We start from the raw sequence: 17,939 nt of genomic DNA, 5'->3' as shown, positions 1-17,939 counted from the left end.
AATTAATCTTGCTAATATCAATTTCTCCAAGTGGTCTGACCACGAACACTACTACTATAATAATCGAAGTGTAGGGAAATTGTCCATTATATTTTCACAACTACATTTTCTTCCCCGACAATTTCACGAAGTGCTCCTAAACATTCTTCACTTGGATGAATCGATAAACTCCGAGATAATTGTACCATTTTATGTTCCTTTTCATAATAAATTAGTACTTTCGCAAAACCTGAATAGTCGAACAATATTTTCGTAACCTGATTTAAAAGCTTTTTCTCATACTGAGACGGCAATTTCACGTAAACAGATGCGTCTTTCTTTTCTTCATAAACATCCATTTCCTCTAGCGGATATAGCCCATTTACAATCCATTGCAGCTTATGATTTCTTAGCTCAATCGTACCGTCAACTAAAACAATTGCTCCTTCTTGTAACTTGTCCGAGAAATGTATATACGTTTCCGGGAAGAGGACTGCTTCCATTTCATCATTTTGATCACAGAATGTAATAAATGCCATCTTTTGAAACTTTTTCGTACGAATCACTCTCACACTTGTTATATACACAATAGCTCTTTGTACTTTTTTCTTGTGTCGCATCGCCTGAGCGAGAGATGGAATTTCTAATTCTTTTGCTAACTTTACATACTGCGCTGTCGGATAACTTGATAAATAAAAGCCAAGTGCTTCCTTCTCTTTATTTAGTTGTTCAATAAAAGATAGCTCTTCTCCTTGTACGTATTTTGATTTTGGAACAGCATCTCCTAAATCACGTGCGAGATTCGCGTACTCTAATGCCCCTTTAATACTTTTCCATAAATTCGTTCTCGAAACACCAAAATCATCAAAACATCCGGACCAGACGAAAGCTTCTAAATTGCGCTCCGTCACAAACTTTGACGGCATACGGAGACAAAATTCAAACAAATCTTCGAACATTTTTTTCTCTCGTTCTTCTAATAATGCCGTCACTGTAGCCATTCCAATATTTCGAATCGAAAGTAAACTGTAACGTATCGCATTCCCTTCTATTTGGAAGTTGTAACCACTTCTCTGAAGAGACGGCGGCAAAACGTGAAAGCCTTTCCGCTTCGTTTCTCGTATATACTGTACAATTTTATCTTCATTTCCAATTGCGCTTGATAATAATGCCGTCATAAATTCCAGCGTATAGTTCGCTTTCAAATAGGCAAGCTGATATCCGATCATACTGTAAGCTACAGCGTGACTTCGGTTAAAACCGTAATTCGCAAATCTTACAATTAAATCATAAATTTTCTCAGCGGACATCTCATCATAACCATTTTGCAAACACCCTTGGACAAAATGCTTACGTTCCTGATCTAAAATATCACGATTTTTTTTACTCACTGCACGGCGCAGTAAATCTGCTTCTCCGAGCGAAAACCCTGCTAACTTCGATGCAATTTGCATAATTTGTTCTTGGTATACAATGACGCCGTATGTTCTTTCTAAAATTGGCTTTAAATCCGGATGTAAATATTCAATTTTTCTTTTTCCATGTTTCGATTCAATAAAGGTCGGTATCTGTTCCATCGGCCCCGGTCTGTATAACGAGTTAACAGCTACGATATCTTCAAACTCATTCGGTTTTAACCCGCGAAGTACATTTCGCATACCACCTGACTCAAGCTGGAATACACCTGTTGTATCCCCTCTCCCTAATAATTGGAACGTCTTTTCATCTTGAAGAGGTAAGTTTCTTATATCGATTTCTTTCCCAGTTTTGTTCGCGATAAATTTTATAATATTTTCAAGTAACGTTAAATTACGTAACCCTAAAAAGTCCATCTTAAGCAACCCAAGTTCTTCTAGCGCATCGGCTGGATATTGCGTAACATAAACATCGTTATGTCCTTCTTGAATTGCTACACTGCCTGTTAACGGTTCTTGACTCATAATAACGCCAGCCGCATGAATAGACGTATGACGTGGTAAACCTTCTACACGTTTTGCGATTTCAAACACACGCTCATGCAGAAGATTCCCTTGTATAAACTCACGAAGTGATTGTGATTCTTCATATGCATCTTTTAACGTTATACCGAGCTTTGATGGGATAAGTTTTGAAAATATATCAATATCTCGCGGCGGAAGCCCCATTACGCGGGCAATGTCTCTAATTGCTGCTTTTGCTGCAAGCGTACCAAACGTTACAATTTGCGCAACACGAAGCTGACCGTATTTATCTTTCACATAGCGAATCATCTCATCACGTCTTACGTCTGGAAAATCAATATCAATATCTGGAAGCGTCACACGTTCAGGATTTAAAAACCTTTCAAATAATAGATCGTATTCAATCGGATCAATATCTGTAATTTCTAATACGTATGAGACGAGTGAACCAGCTGCCGATCCACGACCTGGTCCTGTTAAAATATGATTTTCATGTGCATACTTCATAAAATCCCATACGATGAGGAAATAATCACTAAATCCCATGCGAGAAATAACATTTAATTCATGATCCAAACGCTTTATATGCACTTCTTTCGGCGCACCATATCGTTTCCGCAAACCTTCTTCACAAACACGACGCAAGTATATATCACTCGTTTCGTTAGACGGAACAGGAAACTTCGGAAGTTGATTTACATGGAACGGTATTTCTACTTGGCAACGCTCTGCAATTTTTATTGTATTTTGGATCGCTTCCGGCGCATGGGAAAATAGTGCTTCCATTTCATCCGATGATTTTAAATAATATTGATCTGTTTTCAGCCTCGGCCTATCTGGATCAGTCATTTTCGTTCCACTTTCAACAGATAGTAAACATTCGTGAACAAGTGCGTCACTTTGATTGATATAACGCACATCGTTTGTTGCAACGACTGCAATATTAACCCTACTAATAAATTCAGGTAGCTTCTCTTGTAAAAGCAACTCATCTTGAATTGCATGATGCTGCAAACTCATATAAAAATGGCCGAACATATTTTGATATGTGCGAGCTACTTCTTCAGCCTGACTCTCATTGTCTTCTAGTAATAATTGCTCAATTTCGCCATCTTTACCTGGTGAAATAGCAATTAATCCTTTCGCATAATGCGCAAGCCACTTCTTAGGAATACCTTCTTTGGACTTTGTCATAATACTGCTAGAAATCTTTAATAAATTTTGGTAACCTATTTCATTCTCAGCAAGTAATACAAGCGGATAAGACCTTTCTTCTTCTTCACTAAAAATAGAAGCGGTTAATCCAATAACAGGCTGTATACCATGTTTCTTACATGCTTTATAAAACGGAATAACGCCATACATAACATTTTCATCCGTAATAGCCAGCGATGAAAAACCAAGTTCTTTCGCCCTGGCTACAAGCTCATCAATTTTACAAGCACTTTTTAATAAACTAAAAACGGTTTGACATTGTAAATGCACAAACTTCACTGTTGTACCCTCTCTTTACCTATTTGACTACTTTTATTATAGGTGATGAGGAAAGCGGAAATCAAAACATACTTCTTATACTTTGTCCATATATATGAAGAAGAAAGGGGAATGACGATGGATGTAAGAGAACATACTTTTTTCTCTCTGCTTATTATTAGTTATTTTATTGCCTTTGGGGTTATACTTGGCGGTTCATTAATTGGTGGATTTGGTGCGTTTCTTATCGGAAAACCAGCTCTAACTTACATTAATCAATTCGCCCAAAATTTAAGAATTTGGGCACTCGTTGCAGCAATCGGCGGAACATTCGATACCTTTTATAGCTTTGAAAGAAGTTTCTTTGGCGGAGATATGAAAGATATCGTAAAACAAATTCTCCTTATTTTTTTCGCAACTGGTGGTATGCAAACAGGTCTCATTATTATTAAATGGCTAACGCAGGAACATGTATGAGAGTACCAAGTGCCAATACAGCAAAAAGATGGTACTTAGTTTTAGCTGGTGCTGCTGTTGGAGGCGTGTTGAGCTGGTTTATTTTTTTGTACATATACGGTGTTTTTCAAGAAGAACAAGCTAGTAAAATAGCAGAACAAAGAGAAATTATAGAAAAACAAGAAGCCAAACTCCACGTCCTTCTCGAAGATCAAGAAAAATTGAACACTGAAAATAAACGGCTCTTAACCATTCAAGAGATTAAAATAAAACTTATCAATCGAGAAAAATACGATTTAGACAATCTTACACTCGAAAATATGACTACATCTATCCATAATGATCTCCAGCATCTTTTAACGAAAAACATTCAAAGTATCGCAAAAAATAAAGACCTACTCAAAAAGGTAATCGAAAACAAGACGTACAAACATTACGATCGGCTATACCGTTTTAAAGTCGATACAATATCTTTTGATACAGTGCTTGAAATTAGCATTACTATAGAGAAAGAAAAATAAAGAAGGAGGGCTTTAGCGCCACTCCTTCTTTTCGTTCTAACATATAATCTCTTATTTACAAATCTCACGTAAATCAGCAAAAAGACGATCCGCTTCTTCCCAAGAAGATGCCTTCGCACCAGAAGCCATCGGGTGTCCTCCACCGTTATATTGCATTGCTAATTTGTTTATAACTGGTCCTTTTGAACGAAGACGAACACGAATTACGTCGTCTTCCTCTAAAAATAGAACCCACGCCTTTAATCCGTCAATATTGCCAAGTGCTCCAACAACACCAGATGCTTCAGAAGAAAGTACATCAAACTCTTCTAATACTTCTTTCGTTAATTTAATGTAAGCTGCTCCTTCTTCTACCATCGTAAAGTTTTGTAAAATATAACCGTTTAAACGAGCAATTTTTTCTTTTGTCTTATACATTTCATTGTATAAATCTGTGAATTTCAAACCCATATCAACAAGCTCACTTACGTAACGAAGTGTTTTTGCTGTTGTATTCGGGAATAAGAAACGACCTGTGTCCCCAACAATTCCAGCTAAAATAAGGCGAGCTGCTTCTTTTGTTATTTTTAATCCTTTATCTTTTCCATACGTGTAAAACTCATAAATCATTTCACTTGTAGAACTCGCTGCCGTATCTACCCACGTAATATCTCCATATGGATCTTCATTTGGATGATGATCAATTTTAATTAACATCTTCCCTTTTGTATAGCGTTGATCATCAACACGTTCTTGATTCGCAGTATCACAAACGATAACAAGCGCATTTTCGTATACACTATCTTCAATATCATCCATTACTCGTAAGTACGCTAACGACGGTTCATTGTACCCAACCGTATAAATATTTTTCTCTGGAAACGATTCTTGTAGAATTGTACCAAGGCCACCCTGTGAACCTAATGCATCTGGGTCCGGACGCACGTGGCGATGAATAATAATTGTATCAAATTCTTTAATTGCTCCTAAAATTTGCTCATGCATATGTATAATCTCCTTTTTAATCAACTTCTTCACTTTATCCTCCATTATAACGGAAAGTATTTCATACATGCGAACAATTGCTTTATAATAGAAGTTAGAAAGTTTAGACATTTCTTTTTCTTTTCTATTATTTTTCACAAAGCGATGGGAGTGTTCATTATGCCAGTATTAGTCTTCTGTATTATCGTCTCATTTATGTTGTACCTCTTTTACAAAACAAAATACTTTCGTACAAACCGCCCAATGGAAAAAGGTTGGCTCTCAGGAAAATCCGCAATGGCACTCGGTTCATTCGTTTTATTTTTCGGGGTAAACCAATTCTTTTTAGAACTTTCAACCGCTCGTATTATCGTTGGTGTTTTATTCGTTCTATTTGGTAGTGCAAGTGTATTTAATGGGTTTCGCCAATACAAACACTTCTTACCATTAGCAGTTAAAGAAGCCGAAGTCTATGAAGCAACATAAAAAAAGCATCAATATTGTGATGCTTTTTTACGTCCCTTAACTTTCAAAATCATATATGCAACAAACGCAGAAGGGATATTGAATGGATTGCCTTGCACATGAAGATGTAATTGTTCTTCCCCAAAAGACATTTTTTCATATAGCTCTCGCTGAGATAATCCTGTTTTTTTCTTTTTTTCATGTAAACCTTGTAAATATAAATATTGAATCGGTATCATCACAAGAAAGTAAAATAGTGCGATACTACCAAAAAAGAGTACTGTTGATGACATATTGCATACCACCTTCCAGAAATCCATTTTCTTACAATATAATCATAACACAATATACGGCATAATTGAATTACTATTCTGTCTTTTCTTGCGTTACTTTTCCACTCCATCTCATACCTATTCCACTAAAACTCCCATCTAAAATCATGCCTTACAAATTTAAAACAACAAAAAAAGACAGAACAAATCAAAACGATTTGTTCCATCTTTTTATTTATCGATTAACTGAACCATAAGTAATGCTTTTCCAACGACATTACCTTCATGATGCACCTCTACATCGACCTTACCAAATTTACGGCCAATTTCTAATACTTTCGGATGAACGGATACAACATTATCAATCTGAACCGGCTTTACGAAATAAATCGTTAAGTTTTCAACAATTAAATCGCTTTTCTTTTGCGCACGAATGACGCGATTTGTCGCTTCTGTCACAATTGTTGCAAATACACCGTACGATAACGTTCCGATTGAATTCGTCATTTGCGGCGTCACTGAAAATTGATATAGATGCTCATTCTTCGCTTCTTTTGGCGTCATAAATTGATTCGTTACGATATCATCAATTGTTTCTCCAACTTGTGGCTGACGTTGAATCATTTGCAGTGCCTGAAGTACATCTTGACGGCTAATAATACCTTGCAGTTTATTTCCTTCCTCAACGACAGGAAGTAATTCAATTCCTTCCCACACCATCATACGTGCCGCAGCTGCGACAGACATTTTACCATTCACTGTAATTGGGTGTTTTGTCATTACTTTATCAATTGGTGTTTCTTTCGCTACACCAATCATATCTTTTGAAGTTACGATTCCTAGCACTTTTTTATTTTCATCGACAATTGGATATCTTCCGTGCATTGTCTCTTCGTTATATGCATGCCATTGCTGTACTGTATCATGCGGCTTTAAATATAATGTTTCTTCAATTGGTGTTAAAATATCCTCAACAAGTACAATTTCTTTCTTAATCAGTTGATCATAAATTGCACGGTTAATTAACGTTGCGACCGTAAATGTATCGTAGCTACTTGAAATAATCGGCAACTTTAATTCGTCTGCTAATTTTTTCACATGATCTTCCGTATCAAATCCGCCCGTAATTAATACAGCGGCTCCAGCTTCTAGTGCTAATTGATGTGCGTTCGTACGGTTACCAATAATGAGTAAATTCCCAGCTTCTGTATAGCGCATCATCGCTTCTAATTTCATAGCTCCGATTACGAATTTATTTAATGTTTTATGTAGTCCTTCTCTGCCCCCAAGTACTTGACCGTCTACAATGTTAACGACTTCTGCATATGTCAGTTTTTCGATATTCTCTTTCTTCTTTTGTTCAATTCGAATTGTTCCGACACGTTCAATTGTACTAACATATCCTTTATTTTCTGCATCTTTAATTGCACGGTAAGCTGTCCCTTCACTTACACTCAAATCTTTCGCAATTTGTCTTACAGAAATTTTATGCCCTACTGGCAGGCTATTAATATGTTCTAAAATTTGGTTATGCTTGGTAGCCAAATGGTTTCACCATACTTTCTTTTCCCTAAATTCTTCATGTGTTGTACTTTCAGTATACTATATTTTCAAAACTGTTACACTCTCTCTTTACATACCTGTACTATTTTTTTTATAACAAAATGACTCTTACATTCCACCAGTCATTCTATGACAACAATGTAATGCTATTGTCATCTCATTCGATAGTTCGCCCACTTGATTCCCTATACAATGAAGACAAGAAATAAGACAAAGGAGCGAACACATGATGAAAAAATTTTTAGAGGTTGTATGTGCTATATTTTTAGCTTTCGTAGATGGGAAACAAGTTGCGATGGAATTGAATGAAACACCTAAACAACCACGTACAAAAAGAAAAGAATCACCAAAACAAATACAAGCATTAAAAGCTGTCCTACACACGTAAAAAACCCTTCACTTTTCTTTTCAAATGAAGGGTTTCTTTTCTATAGTGTAATACTTTCTCCAGCTTCTAATACTTTCCCTGTACAATTTTGTAGCTTTTCTACAAATTGATATGGATCTTGTTCAATAACTGGGAACGTATTGTAATGCATCGGTACAACAGTTTTCGCATTAATCCATTTTGCCGCTAGTACAGCATCTTCTGGTCCCATTGTGAAATTATCACCAATTGGTAAAAATGCTAGATCAACTTTATTTAATTCCCCAATTAACTTCATATCAGAGAATAGTGCAGTATCTCCTGCGTGATATACAGTTTTCTCTTCTGCTGTAAATAAAATACCTGCTGGCATACCTGTATATGTAATCGTCTTATTTTCTTCGTCAATATAACTAGAGCCGTGGAATGCTTGTGTAAACTTCACTTTTCCGAAGTCAAATTCATGTGAACCACCAATATGCATCGGATGTGTATTTACACCTTGCCAACTTAAAAATGTTGCTAGTTCAAATGGCGCTACAACAACTGCATTATTTTTCTTCGCAAGTTCTACTGTATCTCCAACATGATCACCGTGTCCATGCGATAAAAGAATTGCATCCACTTTGACATCTTCAGCTTTTAAATCTGTTTTCGGATTTCCTGTTAAAAACGGGTCAATTAAAATAACTTTTCCATTCACCTCAATTTTCACAACTGAATGTCCATGATAAGATACTTTCATTATTACATTCCTCCCCTTATTACATTCACACTTTTTATTCTACATGATTTCTCTATTCCCTGTCTTTTCTAACATCTATTTACTTGTCATAACGCTTTCATCCGATGTAAAGTTATACATGTAATTGAAATCTCGGAGGTGCCAATCAATGAATGCTAGATTAGAAAATTTAATGCAATGGCTAAAAGAAAAAAATGTAGAAGCTGCGTTCTTAACTTCTACACCGAACGTCTTCTACATGACGAACTTCCACTGTGAACCGCATGAAAGATTACTTGGTATGTTTGTATTCCAAGAAAAAGAACCTATTTTAATTTGTCCTAAAATGGAAGAAGGTCAAGCACGTAACGCTGGCTGGGCACATGAAATTATCGGATTCACTGATACTGATCGACCATGGGATATGATTGCAAAAGCAATTAAAGACCGCGGCATCAATGCAAATGCAGTTGCAATTGAAAAAGAACATTTAAACGTAGAGCGCTACGAAGAGTTAACGAAATTATTCCCAAATGCAGCGTTCAAATCGGCAGAGGAGAAAGTTCGCGAACTTCGTTTAATTAAAGATGAAAAAGAACTTTCTATTTTACGTGAAGCAGCTAAAATGGCAGACTATGCTGTTGAAGTTGGTGTAAATGCAATTAAAGAAAACCGCAGCGAGCTAGAAGTATTAGCAATTATTGAACACGAATTAAAAACAAAAGGCATACATAAAATGTCATTTGATACGATGGTATTAGCCGGTGCAAACTCTGCTCTTCCACACGGTATTCCTGGCGCAAACAAAATGAAGCGCGGTGATTTCGTACTATTTGATTTAGGCGTAATCATTGAAGGGTATTGCTCTGATATTACACGTACAGTAGCATTCGGCGAGATTTCTGAAGAACAAACCCGCATTTACAACACTGTACTTGCTGGACAACTACAAGCAGTTGAAGCATGTAAACCAGGTGTTACACTTGGCGCAATCGACAATGCTGCTCGTTCTGTTATCGCAGATGCAGGTTACGGAGACTTCTTCCCACACCGACTTGGTCACGGACTTGGAATTAGCGTTCACGAATATCCAGATGTAAAAACTGGTAACGAATCTCCATTAAAAGAAGGTATGGTCTTCACAATCGAACCTGGTATTTACGTACCAAACGTAGGTGGCGTTCGTATTGAAGATGATATTTACATCACAAAAGACGGGTCAGAAATTTTAACGAAATTCCCGAAAGAATTACAATTTGTGAAATAAGAAAAAAGGCAGCGTGATTGCTGCCTTTTTTTATTTCTCTACTATTTCAAATTTCTCTACAATCATTTTTGCTGGATAACTTTCAAGTATTTGAGAAAACCATACTTTTATTTTATCCCCTGTTTTTAACTGTTTATATGCGTATTTGTCCTTAAAGCTCAAGACTATATGTGATGGATGGTCTTTATTCATTTGTTGTTCTATATAATTTTGTAACTCTACTTTTGTGTTAAACTTTTTATCATCGGCAAAAAACACCGTGTCATTTCTTAATATGATATACCCTTCTTTAGGCACTTCTTTTACAGTTACTTGCTCTACTTGTTTTGTAGTACACGCTGATAATATGACTAGAAATATACTTAAAAACATAACAATTTTCATATGCCTATTCATTTTTAACTCCTTACTCTAGGCTATTTCAAATTTAACACCATCTTCTCTTCATACTTATCATCCCATTTAATCACAACTTCTATCGGTTTATCTTTAGATAGAGGTGCACAACTTACACAAGAAGATTTCATTTCAACCTTTTCTCCTTTATGATTTTCTGACGTTTCTGTCATTGTACTAAAGGCTCCATTAATAGCAATCTCTAAGTTTTTAAATTCTGTCTTTCCATCCCCACCCTTATATTGAAACGTAAACATTCCATCTTCACTGTCATCCTTAATATGCCCTTTATATTGTCCAGTCCAACTTTTGCTCTCGCTAGAAAAATTAACATACGAAATGGAACAGCTTCCTAAAAAGAAAATACTAATGAAAAAGAATAATGCTCTCTTCATAATGCCCCCTCCATTCAAATGCACTTATTTATTGTCTATTTCTTCCTCTTATTATATTATAAAAATACAGAATTTTCTAAAATAGGAGGTTTATATGTTACAACAACAGTTAGAAAAAATTCGTAATAATAATTACATCATAGATAACACACTTCATATTGATTCTTTAAGTTCCAGTATGCTTGAACATATCGGTGTTACTGATAGCTATTTAAGGGACAAACTCATCTACTCTACTTTTTATCATCTCATCAAAAATCGCTACCTTTCACACACACAGTTACAGAAACTATTATTAGAAAGCATCGGTGAAAAATATTTATTGTATAAGATTCATTCAGATGATGAAGATGCTGTATTTACTCGCGCATTTACGACCTTATTAATTGCACTCATTATAGATGCAGATACAACTCATAATTTCTTATCACAGAATGATATTTTAACTGTAAAAGATCAATTAATTCTATATATGAACAATGAACATGATTTCCGCGGATATGTTCCAGATCACGGCTGGGCACATAGTATCGCTCATGCTTCCGATACATTTGAGGCGCTTGTTCATAGTCCTAAACTAGAAACTTTACATTACGAAGAGATATTAAAAACTTTGTTAAACAAAGTTTTTGTCCATTCTATTTACTACAAATATGAAGAAGACGAGCGTCTCGTTTATCCGATTGTCGCAATGCTGCAAAATGGCCTAAAAGAAGAAATACTCATATTAACCCTTCGTGACTTAGTAGCTCAATTACCGGTCCAAAAACAAGCACTACCTATTGAATCGTACGAGTTTCTATATGGAAATACAAAATCTTTCTTACGTAGCTTATTTTTCAGACTACGCACACTTTCTATATGTGAAGAAACCGAATTCGAAATTGAAAAATTGCTACAAGAGCTTCCAAAATATTATTAAAAAAGAAGGCCACTCAAAAAGTGCCTTCTTCTATTTCACTAATATTTAATTGAAATTTCACGATCCAAACTGAGAAAAGGTGGACAAGAAGCGCAAACGCCATACATGCTCCACTTAAAAAAGTGAGTATAGGATGCGAATACACGTGCCCCAATCCATAGGATATCGCCACGAAAAACATTGTTATGTAAATATAAATTGCTCCATGTATTTGCCTCATATAAACCTCCTTTTCCCATATTATAACATAAATTTTCTGATTATTCACATTAATTACTTGTAATCAATATTTCTCAACTGTTACACCTCTTACAGCAGCCTTAATATACGGTGACCCTTGTAAACTTTGTAAATCCTCTGTTTTTCCTGTTACGACTACACCGTATATTGGTAGGTCTTTTGGTTTGGTGTTTTTTATTTCTTTATAATATTGTTCAAAATAATCACTTGGTATACCTTCACTATTTTTTGCTAAATACTTCATTTGGTATAGAAACTCTTTTGAGTTTATTATTAAATCGTTTTTCACATCCTCTTTTACTTTTGCATAACTTCCTTCAAATCCAAAAACATTTTTAGCCATTTCCGCATTTAATATTGCGCCATTTTTAGGATCTTTTAACCCTACATAAGAATCACCTTTCTGTTCATTATATGTATCTACCCAAAACCAAACTGGCTGTACACTTTTCGGAAGCATCTCAGTAATTTGTTCAGCTGTATACGATTTATCAAAAGATAAGGCTACTTCTGCAACTTTATTTTGCAAATCTCCAATATTTTTCAGGTCATCCACATAATTTTTATAAGTAACGAAAGGTAAATAAAACCTCATTTCCCTCTGCATTGTTTGCACATTATAATCTGGCATCGTAACAGCCTCTTCACCCCTTTTTTCCTCATCTAGACTAACAAGTTCACCATTGTAATGCTTCATACTATAACTCCATATACCAGATTCGTATATATCATTTACCCATTTCACTGGTTGACCAGCTATATTTTTATAAGAGTTATATATTACTGTACTTCCTGTCATACCAAGACTTAAATACATGCTTCCGCTGAAACGGATATTAGGCCCTTGAACCATATGTAGTGCATTCATTTCTCTTTCCATTTTTCTAAATGTTTGCTGAGAAAAGTAAGCTGCACCCAAAAACAAAGTTACTATAACCATAATGGACGCACAAATAGAAATAAGCCAGTTTCTCCAAAACTGCTTCCTCTTCGCTCTCTTCATCAAAGTCTTCATCTGCTTATCATTCATATTCAAATTAAAGTCCTTCCGACTCATCATTTCTCCTCCTATACAGTTTTTTAAATTGATTTCTTGCACGGTACAAGCTTGTTTTTACTGTATCTTCTTTCATACTTAATAAAATGGCAATTTCCTTATAAGATAGTTCATACTCATATTTCAACAGTAAAATATGACGATAATCCTCCGTCATCGTCTCCAATATTTCTTGTACTTCTCCTTGTAACTCACTTGTTAAAAGCACTTCATCTAATGACTTTTGCCCAATAAGAACGACTGATTCAATTGCGATTGGATTTAGTCTTTTTTCTTTCCGGTGCAAATCTCGGTGCTGGTTGATTGCAACTCTAAATAGCCACGGTGCTAAATGTCCTAACGGTATTTCCTCCATAAGCAATAAAGCTTTATACAACGTATCTTGCACAATATCTTCTGCTTCTTTTCTATCTGCTCCAATCTTAATTAAGTATCCAAACACAGCTTTTGATTTCTCTATTAATAACGATTCAAACGTATCATGACTCATTCGGCTCTCCTCTCTATATACTCAACGTTTGAGAGCGTAAAATGTATACAGCTTTTCTAAAAAAAATTCCATAATAAAAAGCACATCCATTTTGATGCGCTTCTCTGAAATACTATTCTATTATTTCATCGCTTCCTTCACAAAATCTTGAATCATAACAACTTCTGTTTTCATATCAATAGACGGTGCTTCTTCATCGATACATTCATACCAAAATGCTAAGTGCTTTTTATCAATTTCATGATGCGAATTTTCGACAAAAATACCACCTTCTCCTTGCACAGAATACCAATATAAGTACTCTTCTCCATCTCTTATTTCCCGGAAAATTGTCTCAACGTACATCTTTTCGTCGTTTAATGTCAAAAGTACTTCTTTCATATTGTCATTAAGAAGCTGCATCCATTCATCTACTCGATGACTCTTACCAGGCTTAACTTTAAATCTTGTTAATTCTACATTCATTTTTATTCCCCCGTTTTCTTACGTACAAACAAACTGTATTCTATTGGATGATAAAAACTTAATTTACTAGCTAATTTTCGCGAAGGAATATTGTCTACATAACAATCCCAGCTCGGTATAATATCATTTTGCATGCAATGTTCAATGAACCGTGTTGCAACAGCTTGAGCTAATCCTTTCCCTTGATGCGCTTCATGTGTTGTAATATCTATTTCAGCATAACCATTCCCGCTAAATATTGAGACACATTCAGCTACAATTATTCCAGCTTGTTCTATACAAAATCCAAAACCACTGTTCAAAAAAGTTTCTTTTGATCCCCAATATTCTTTGTAGTACTCCTCTTTAAATTCACTGCTGCGCTCTATATCTCTTCTATCAATACGCTTCACTTCATATGTATTTTTGTTAAAATCTCGTTGGCTCTCTTCAAAGGTTACGCTTTGAAATTTCATTCGCGGGATGTTCCGAAGTACATTACTAAAACGCTCTTCTATCATCATTTCCCACTCTTCACTCGAAGTGAAGAGTGTAAATCTCTTCTCTGTTTTTTCAATAGCCGTTTTTAAATATGAAAATAACTCTTCGTTATAATTTTGATCATCCGTATCACCAAATAAATAATAGATACCGTTAGCTGTAATAATTAATCCTGCTGTTAATTGCCCGTTTATAAAAACCTCACCATCTATCATTTGATCACATACCGCATAAGCAAACGTCGTCGTTCTTGTATTACCTTCTAAAACCGGAAGAACTTTTCTATAATCAGCTACAGATAATTTTTTCATAATTGCTCCACTTTAGTCGTATCAGCCTCTATATGTTCAAAACAAAGATTTACCGTTCTCTTTAATGCTCTCGTTCTATGAATCGTACATGCTGGAATTAAAATAGAATCATTTGGCTTTAAAACCGCTGTTTCTCCATCTTCAAAATCAATAAGTAACTCTCCCTCTAGCACAATAAATAATTCATCCGAATTAGAATGATAGTGCCAATCATATTCACCAGTAAATACAGCGATTCGTAAGCAATGACTGTTTATATTTGAAACGACGAAGTTTTTATGTTGATCTTGAATGTCCTTTGTTAATTCTATTAAGTTCACAGTTTCCATCTTTCGTCTCATCCTTTCATTAGTCGTTCTTCTGAAAAATCACCTTAATCTCCACCACCTCCGCAATCTCCTCCACCATCACTTGAGCTACTACAATCACTGCTACTGTAGTCACCGAATCCACTTGATGAGCTTGAAGCGTATGAAGATTTTTCACTTCTTTTTCTATCTTTTTTACTTTCATGACTAGGCCATACTGTATCAAAAAATATAACGAATAAGACTAATTCTATTGCAACAAGGATAAATACTAAAATACTCTCAATAATATTAGGAGTTATCTCAAAACTGTAAAACACTCCAAATGAATACATACACAAAATTACATACAGAGCCATACAAATATACCGAAATGATTTCTCTATCGTAATGACTACTTTTTGTGAAAAAGGTATGTTCTGCTCCTGTTTTTTCTTTATGTACTTTTGTCTTTTAGCTTGCTTTCGCTTTCTCTTTTTGCTCCCCATAGAATCCCCTCTTTTTTATTATACAATTCTAAATTATCATAATAAAAATCGATTTACACCAATAAAGTGAAACTTTGATCAGTGGGGGTTTTATTCATCCCCCACCTAACTTCTTTGCTTCCGCTGAATTTTTGGGTGGGGGGTCTTACTGCCCGTTAATGCGGGATAAATAACAATTATTCACATGTTATTTCCCCATATAAAAAAGACCCTCCTCACGAAAAGGAAGGTCTCAAATGTATTTCTATTATGATAAAGCAGGAGCTTTTTCAAGTAGCTCTTTTGCATCAGCGTATTGTAAGCCGTGAGCTTCTGCAACTGCTTCGAATGTTACATAACCATCTAATGTGTTAATACCTTTTAATAATGCAGTGTTGCCTAAGCAAGCTTCTTTGTAGCCTTTGTTAGCAATTTGTACTGCATATGGTACTGTTACGTTTGTTAATGCAAGAGTTGACGTACGTGGAACCGCACCTGGCATATTAGCAACTGCATAATGAACAACGCCATGTTTTTCGTAAGTTGGGTTGTCGTGAGTTGTAATACGGTCAGTTGTTTCGAAAATACCACCTTGGTCAATCGCGATATCTACAACGACAGAACCTGGTTCCATTGATTGAATCATTTCTTCTGTTACAAGTTTTGGCGCTTTTGCACCTGGAATTAATACTGCTCCAATAACAAGGTCAGATTCTTTAACAGCTTCTGCAATGTTGTATGGATTAGACATTAATGTTTTTACTTGGTTACCGAAAATATCATCTAATTGACGAAGACGTTCTGCACTTAAGTCAATGATTGTTACATCTGCACCTAAACCTACTGCAATCTTAGCTGCGTTTGTACCAGCTTGACCACCGCCGATGATTGTTACTTTGCCGCGTTTTACCCCTGGAACGCCTGCAAGTAAAATACCTTTACCACCTTTGTTTTTCTCAAGGAATTGTGCACCGATTTGTGCAGACATACGACCAGCTACTTCACTCATAGGTGCAAGTAATGGTAAAGAACGATTGTCTAATTGTACTGTTTCGTATGCGATTGATGCAACTTTGTTATCGATTAATGCTTTCGTTAATTCTGGTTCTGGAGCTAAGTGTAAGTATGTGAATAAAATTAAACCTTCACGGAAATAGCCGTATTCACTTGCTACTGGCTCTTTTACCTTCATAACCATATCTTGATTCCATGCTTCTTCAGCAGTTTCTACAAGTTTCGCACCAGCTTGTACATATTCTTCATCCGTAAAGCCAGATCCTAAACCTGCTCCTTTTTGAACAAAAACTTCATGACCATTTTGTACTAAATGTACTGCTCCCGCTGGCGTCATTGCCACACGGTTTTCATTGTTTTTAATTTCTGTTGGAATACCGATACGCATGATTAGTTCCCCCTTGAGTTATGAAATGACCCCTGAATCATTTTTTTAAAGCGCTTTCTACGCTCTTATATTTTAACATAATATCTCAATATTTGACAAAAAAATAACACGAGTTTTCCGATAGATTTAATTTTATATTAAAGGACAGTATTATCCGCACCTCTCAGCACAATGGATAAACTGTCCAATTATTCGAAACTTCATCTTATTTTATTCTATCGATGTCTATGAATAACATCCACTGCACCAGTCACTTCAATAATTGTACCGGTAATCATATCGGAATCGTCCTCACATAAAAACGAAATGGTTCTTGCAATATCTTCACCTGTTCCAGATCTACCAATCGGTGTGTTATGCTCTTTCAGCTGACGTGCTTCTTGAATAGTTGCCTCTTTCATCTCGCCTATAATATCACCAGGACATACCATGTTCGCAGTAATACCATACTCCGCTTCTTCATAAGCAACTGTTTTCGTTAATGAAACAAGTCCTACTTTCGCTGCGGCAAAAGCTGAACGATAAATCCATCCCGGTGCACTATCCGCCCCTTGAAATCCGTAATTAATAATACGGCCAAAGTTCTGTTTTCTCATGACCGGAACGACAAGTTTTAATAAATGAAATACCGCTGTTAAATTTCCCTGAATCATTTCATTCCATTCATCTTCTTCATAATCAACTAACTTTTTTCGTTCAAATACATATGGACCAGCATTATTAATTAAAAAGTCAATTTTGCCAAAACGGCTCATCGCTTCTTCTACTATTTTATGTAAATCTTCCTTTTTCGTGACATCCGCTTGCACGAATTGTAGACGCTCTTCCACATCTTTATATGTTTCTTTCATCGTTTCCATAGCCATGATATCGCTATGGTACGTTACTGTTACTGAATAGCCTTTAGCCAATAACTTTTCTGTTACTTGCTTTCCTAAACCTTTCGTACCGGCTGTAATGAGCGCATGTCTCACAAAACTGCCCCCTTTTAAATTGCTATACTTCATATGTAACAA

The 17,939-nt window shown here is 35.7% G+C and carries 22 protein-coding genes; 6 read left to right on the top strand and 16 right to left on the bottom strand.

Features of this window, described 5'->3' with window-relative positions; genetic code table 11:
- Nucleotides 1-86: 86 nt before the first annotated feature.
- Nucleotides 87-3,413 (bottom strand): DNA polymerase III subunit alpha, encoded by a 3,327-nt coding sequence (gene dnaE / locus C4S65_RS01720; RefSeq protein ID WP_098301259.1) that lies wholly within the window; start codon nucleotides 3,411-3,413, stop codon nucleotides 87-89.
- 42 nt (nucleotides 3,414-3,455) lie between these two features.
- Between dnaE and C4S65_RS01715 the strand changes: the two genes are divergently transcribed.
- The gene (locus tag C4S65_RS01715; protein WP_002005839.1) at nucleotides 3,456-3,869 is read left to right on the top strand and encodes a YtrH family sporulation protein; all 414 of its coding nucleotides are present in this window, start codon (nucleotides 3,456-3,458) and stop codon (nucleotides 3,867-3,869) included.
- Nucleotides 3,866-4,369 carry a sporulation membrane protein YtrI gene (ytrI, locus tag C4S65_RS01710; RefSeq protein ID WP_001265736.1) on the top strand — a complete coding sequence of 168 codons (504 nt, stop codon included), beginning with the start codon at nucleotides 3,866-3,868 and terminating at the stop codon, nucleotides 4,367-4,369. Before C4S65_RS01715 ends, ytrI begins: the two co-directional genes overlap by 4 nt.
- Before the next feature lie 51 nt (nucleotides 4,370-4,420).
- Here ytrI and C4S65_RS01705 read toward each other — a convergent pair whose 3' ends face one another.
- Nucleotides 4,421-5,353: a bifunctional oligoribonuclease/PAP phosphatase NrnA gene (locus tag C4S65_RS01705; RefSeq protein WP_000545133.1), complete on the bottom strand. Its 933-nt coding sequence runs from the start codon at nucleotides 5,351-5,353 to the stop codon at nucleotides 4,421-4,423.
- Between the two features lie 159 nt (nucleotides 5,354-5,512).
- Between C4S65_RS01705 and C4S65_RS01700 the strand changes: the two genes are divergently transcribed.
- The gene (locus C4S65_RS01700; RefSeq protein WP_016080095.1) at nucleotides 5,513-5,818 is read left to right on the top strand and encodes a YtpI family protein; all 306 of its coding nucleotides are present in this window, start codon (nucleotides 5,513-5,515) and stop codon (nucleotides 5,816-5,818) included.
- Between the two features lie 8 nt (nucleotides 5,819-5,826).
- Here C4S65_RS01700 and C4S65_RS01695 read toward each other — a convergent pair whose 3' ends face one another.
- Entirely contained in the window at nucleotides 5,827-6,090 is a 264-nt protein-coding gene (locus C4S65_RS01695) for a DUF3949 domain-containing protein (protein ID WP_000099738.1), read from the bottom strand.
- A 210-nt stretch (nucleotides 6,091-6,300) separates the two neighbouring features.
- Nucleotides 6,301-7,614 (bottom strand): CBS domain-containing protein, encoded by a 1,314-nt coding sequence (locus C4S65_RS01690; protein ID WP_000201577.1) that lies wholly within the window; start codon nucleotides 7,612-7,614, stop codon nucleotides 6,301-6,303.
- Nucleotides 7,615-7,858: 244 nt separating this feature from the next.
- Between C4S65_RS01690 and C4S65_RS34220 the strand changes: the two genes are divergently transcribed.
- Nucleotides 7,859-8,020: a hypothetical protein gene (locus tag C4S65_RS34220; RefSeq protein ID WP_086405842.1), complete on the top strand. Its 162-nt coding sequence runs from the start codon at nucleotides 7,859-7,861 to the stop codon at nucleotides 8,018-8,020.
- Between the two features lie 40 nt (nucleotides 8,021-8,060).
- Here C4S65_RS34220 and C4S65_RS01680 read toward each other — a convergent pair whose 3' ends face one another.
- Nucleotides 8,061-8,744: a metal-dependent hydrolase gene (locus C4S65_RS01680; RefSeq protein WP_061666062.1), complete on the bottom strand. Its 684-nt coding sequence runs from the start codon at nucleotides 8,742-8,744 to the stop codon at nucleotides 8,061-8,063.
- Between the two features lie 148 nt (nucleotides 8,745-8,892).
- Here C4S65_RS01680 and pepQ point away from each other — a divergent pair, with 148 nt between their 5' ends.
- Nucleotides 8,893-9,990 (top strand): Xaa-Pro dipeptidase, encoded by a 1,098-nt coding sequence (pepQ, locus tag C4S65_RS01675; protein ID WP_061666061.1) that lies wholly within the window; start codon nucleotides 8,893-8,895, stop codon nucleotides 9,988-9,990.
- 30 nt (nucleotides 9,991-10,020) lie between these two features.
- On the opposite strand, the gene C4S65_RS01670 is transcribed toward pepQ, so the two are convergent.
- Nucleotides 10,021-10,386 carry a DUF3221 domain-containing protein gene (locus C4S65_RS01670; RefSeq protein ID WP_061666060.1) on the bottom strand — a complete coding sequence of 122 codons (366 nt, stop codon included), beginning with the start codon at nucleotides 10,384-10,386 and terminating at the stop codon, nucleotides 10,021-10,023.
- A gap of 20 nt (nucleotides 10,387-10,406) precedes the next feature.
- The gene (locus tag C4S65_RS01665) at nucleotides 10,407-10,781 is read right to left on the bottom strand and encodes a hypothetical protein (protein WP_000816699.1); all 375 of its coding nucleotides are present in this window, start codon (nucleotides 10,779-10,781) and stop codon (nucleotides 10,407-10,409) included.
- Between the two features lie 94 nt (nucleotides 10,782-10,875).
- Between C4S65_RS01665 and C4S65_RS01660 the strand changes: the two genes are divergently transcribed.
- Entirely contained in the window at nucleotides 10,876-11,703 is an 828-nt protein-coding gene (locus tag C4S65_RS01660; RefSeq protein ID WP_086405841.1) for a DUF2785 domain-containing protein, read from the top strand.
- Between the two features lie 13 nt (nucleotides 11,704-11,716).
- Here the strand turns inward: C4S65_RS01660 and C4S65_RS01655 are convergent, their stop codons facing one another.
- From C4S65_RS01655 to C4S65_RS01615, 9 genes are all read right to left on the bottom strand, one after another.
- A complete protein-coding gene (locus C4S65_RS01655) occupies nucleotides 11,717-11,923 on the bottom strand; it encodes a hypothetical protein (RefSeq protein WP_001248905.1) in 207 nt (68 codons plus the stop codon).
- A gap of 63 nt (nucleotides 11,924-11,986) precedes the next feature.
- On the bottom strand, nucleotides 11,987-13,000 hold the full coding sequence (locus tag C4S65_RS01650) for an anti sigma factor C-terminal domain-containing protein (RefSeq protein ID WP_098285434.1): 1,014 nt from the start codon (nucleotides 12,998-13,000) through the stop codon (nucleotides 11,987-11,989).
- Nucleotides 12,981-13,490, bottom strand: a complete 510-nt coding sequence (locus C4S65_RS01645) for a sigma-70 family RNA polymerase sigma factor (protein ID WP_000017720.1) — start codon at nucleotides 13,488-13,490, stop codon at nucleotides 12,981-12,983. Before C4S65_RS01645 ends, C4S65_RS01650 begins: the two co-directional genes overlap by 20 nt.
- Nucleotides 13,491-13,610: 120 nt before the next feature.
- Nucleotides 13,611-13,955, bottom strand: coding sequence for a DUF6176 family protein (locus tag C4S65_RS01640; protein WP_086405839.1), 345 nt, complete (start codon nucleotides 13,953-13,955; stop codon nucleotides 13,611-13,613).
- A gap of 2 nt (nucleotides 13,956-13,957) precedes the next feature.
- Nucleotides 13,958-14,746 (bottom strand): GNAT family N-acetyltransferase, encoded by a 789-nt coding sequence (locus C4S65_RS01635; RefSeq protein WP_000736716.1) that lies wholly within the window; start codon nucleotides 14,744-14,746, stop codon nucleotides 13,958-13,960.
- Nucleotides 14,743-15,075 carry a cupin domain-containing protein gene (locus C4S65_RS01630; RefSeq protein ID WP_086405838.1) on the bottom strand — a complete coding sequence of 111 codons (333 nt, stop codon included), beginning with the start codon at nucleotides 15,073-15,075 and terminating at the stop codon, nucleotides 14,743-14,745. Before C4S65_RS01630 ends, C4S65_RS01635 begins: the two co-directional genes overlap by 4 nt.
- 44 nt (nucleotides 15,076-15,119) lie before the next feature.
- On the bottom strand, nucleotides 15,120-15,542 hold the full coding sequence (locus C4S65_RS01625) for a hypothetical protein (RefSeq protein WP_061666058.1): 423 nt from the start codon (nucleotides 15,540-15,542) through the stop codon (nucleotides 15,120-15,122).
- Nucleotides 15,543-15,789: 247 nt separating this feature from the next.
- Nucleotides 15,790-16,923, bottom strand: a complete 1,134-nt coding sequence (gene ald / locus C4S65_RS01620; RefSeq protein WP_001219403.1) for an alanine dehydrogenase — start codon at nucleotides 16,921-16,923, stop codon at nucleotides 15,790-15,792.
- A gap of 215 nt (nucleotides 16,924-17,138) precedes the next feature.
- A complete protein-coding gene (locus C4S65_RS01615) occupies nucleotides 17,139-17,930 on the bottom strand; it encodes an SDR family oxidoreductase (RefSeq protein WP_003307942.1) in 792 nt (263 codons plus the stop codon).
- Between the last annotated feature and the right edge of the window lie 9 nt (nucleotides 17,931-17,939).

The organism is Bacillus sp. ok061 (assembly GCF_900108285.1).
Classification (GTDB): domain Bacteria; phylum Bacillota; class Bacilli; order Bacillales; family Bacillaceae_G; genus Bacillus_A; species Bacillus_A thuringiensis_S.
Note: the sequence above shows the minus strand (reverse complement) of the source record. Positions and strands in the feature narration are given on the sequence as shown.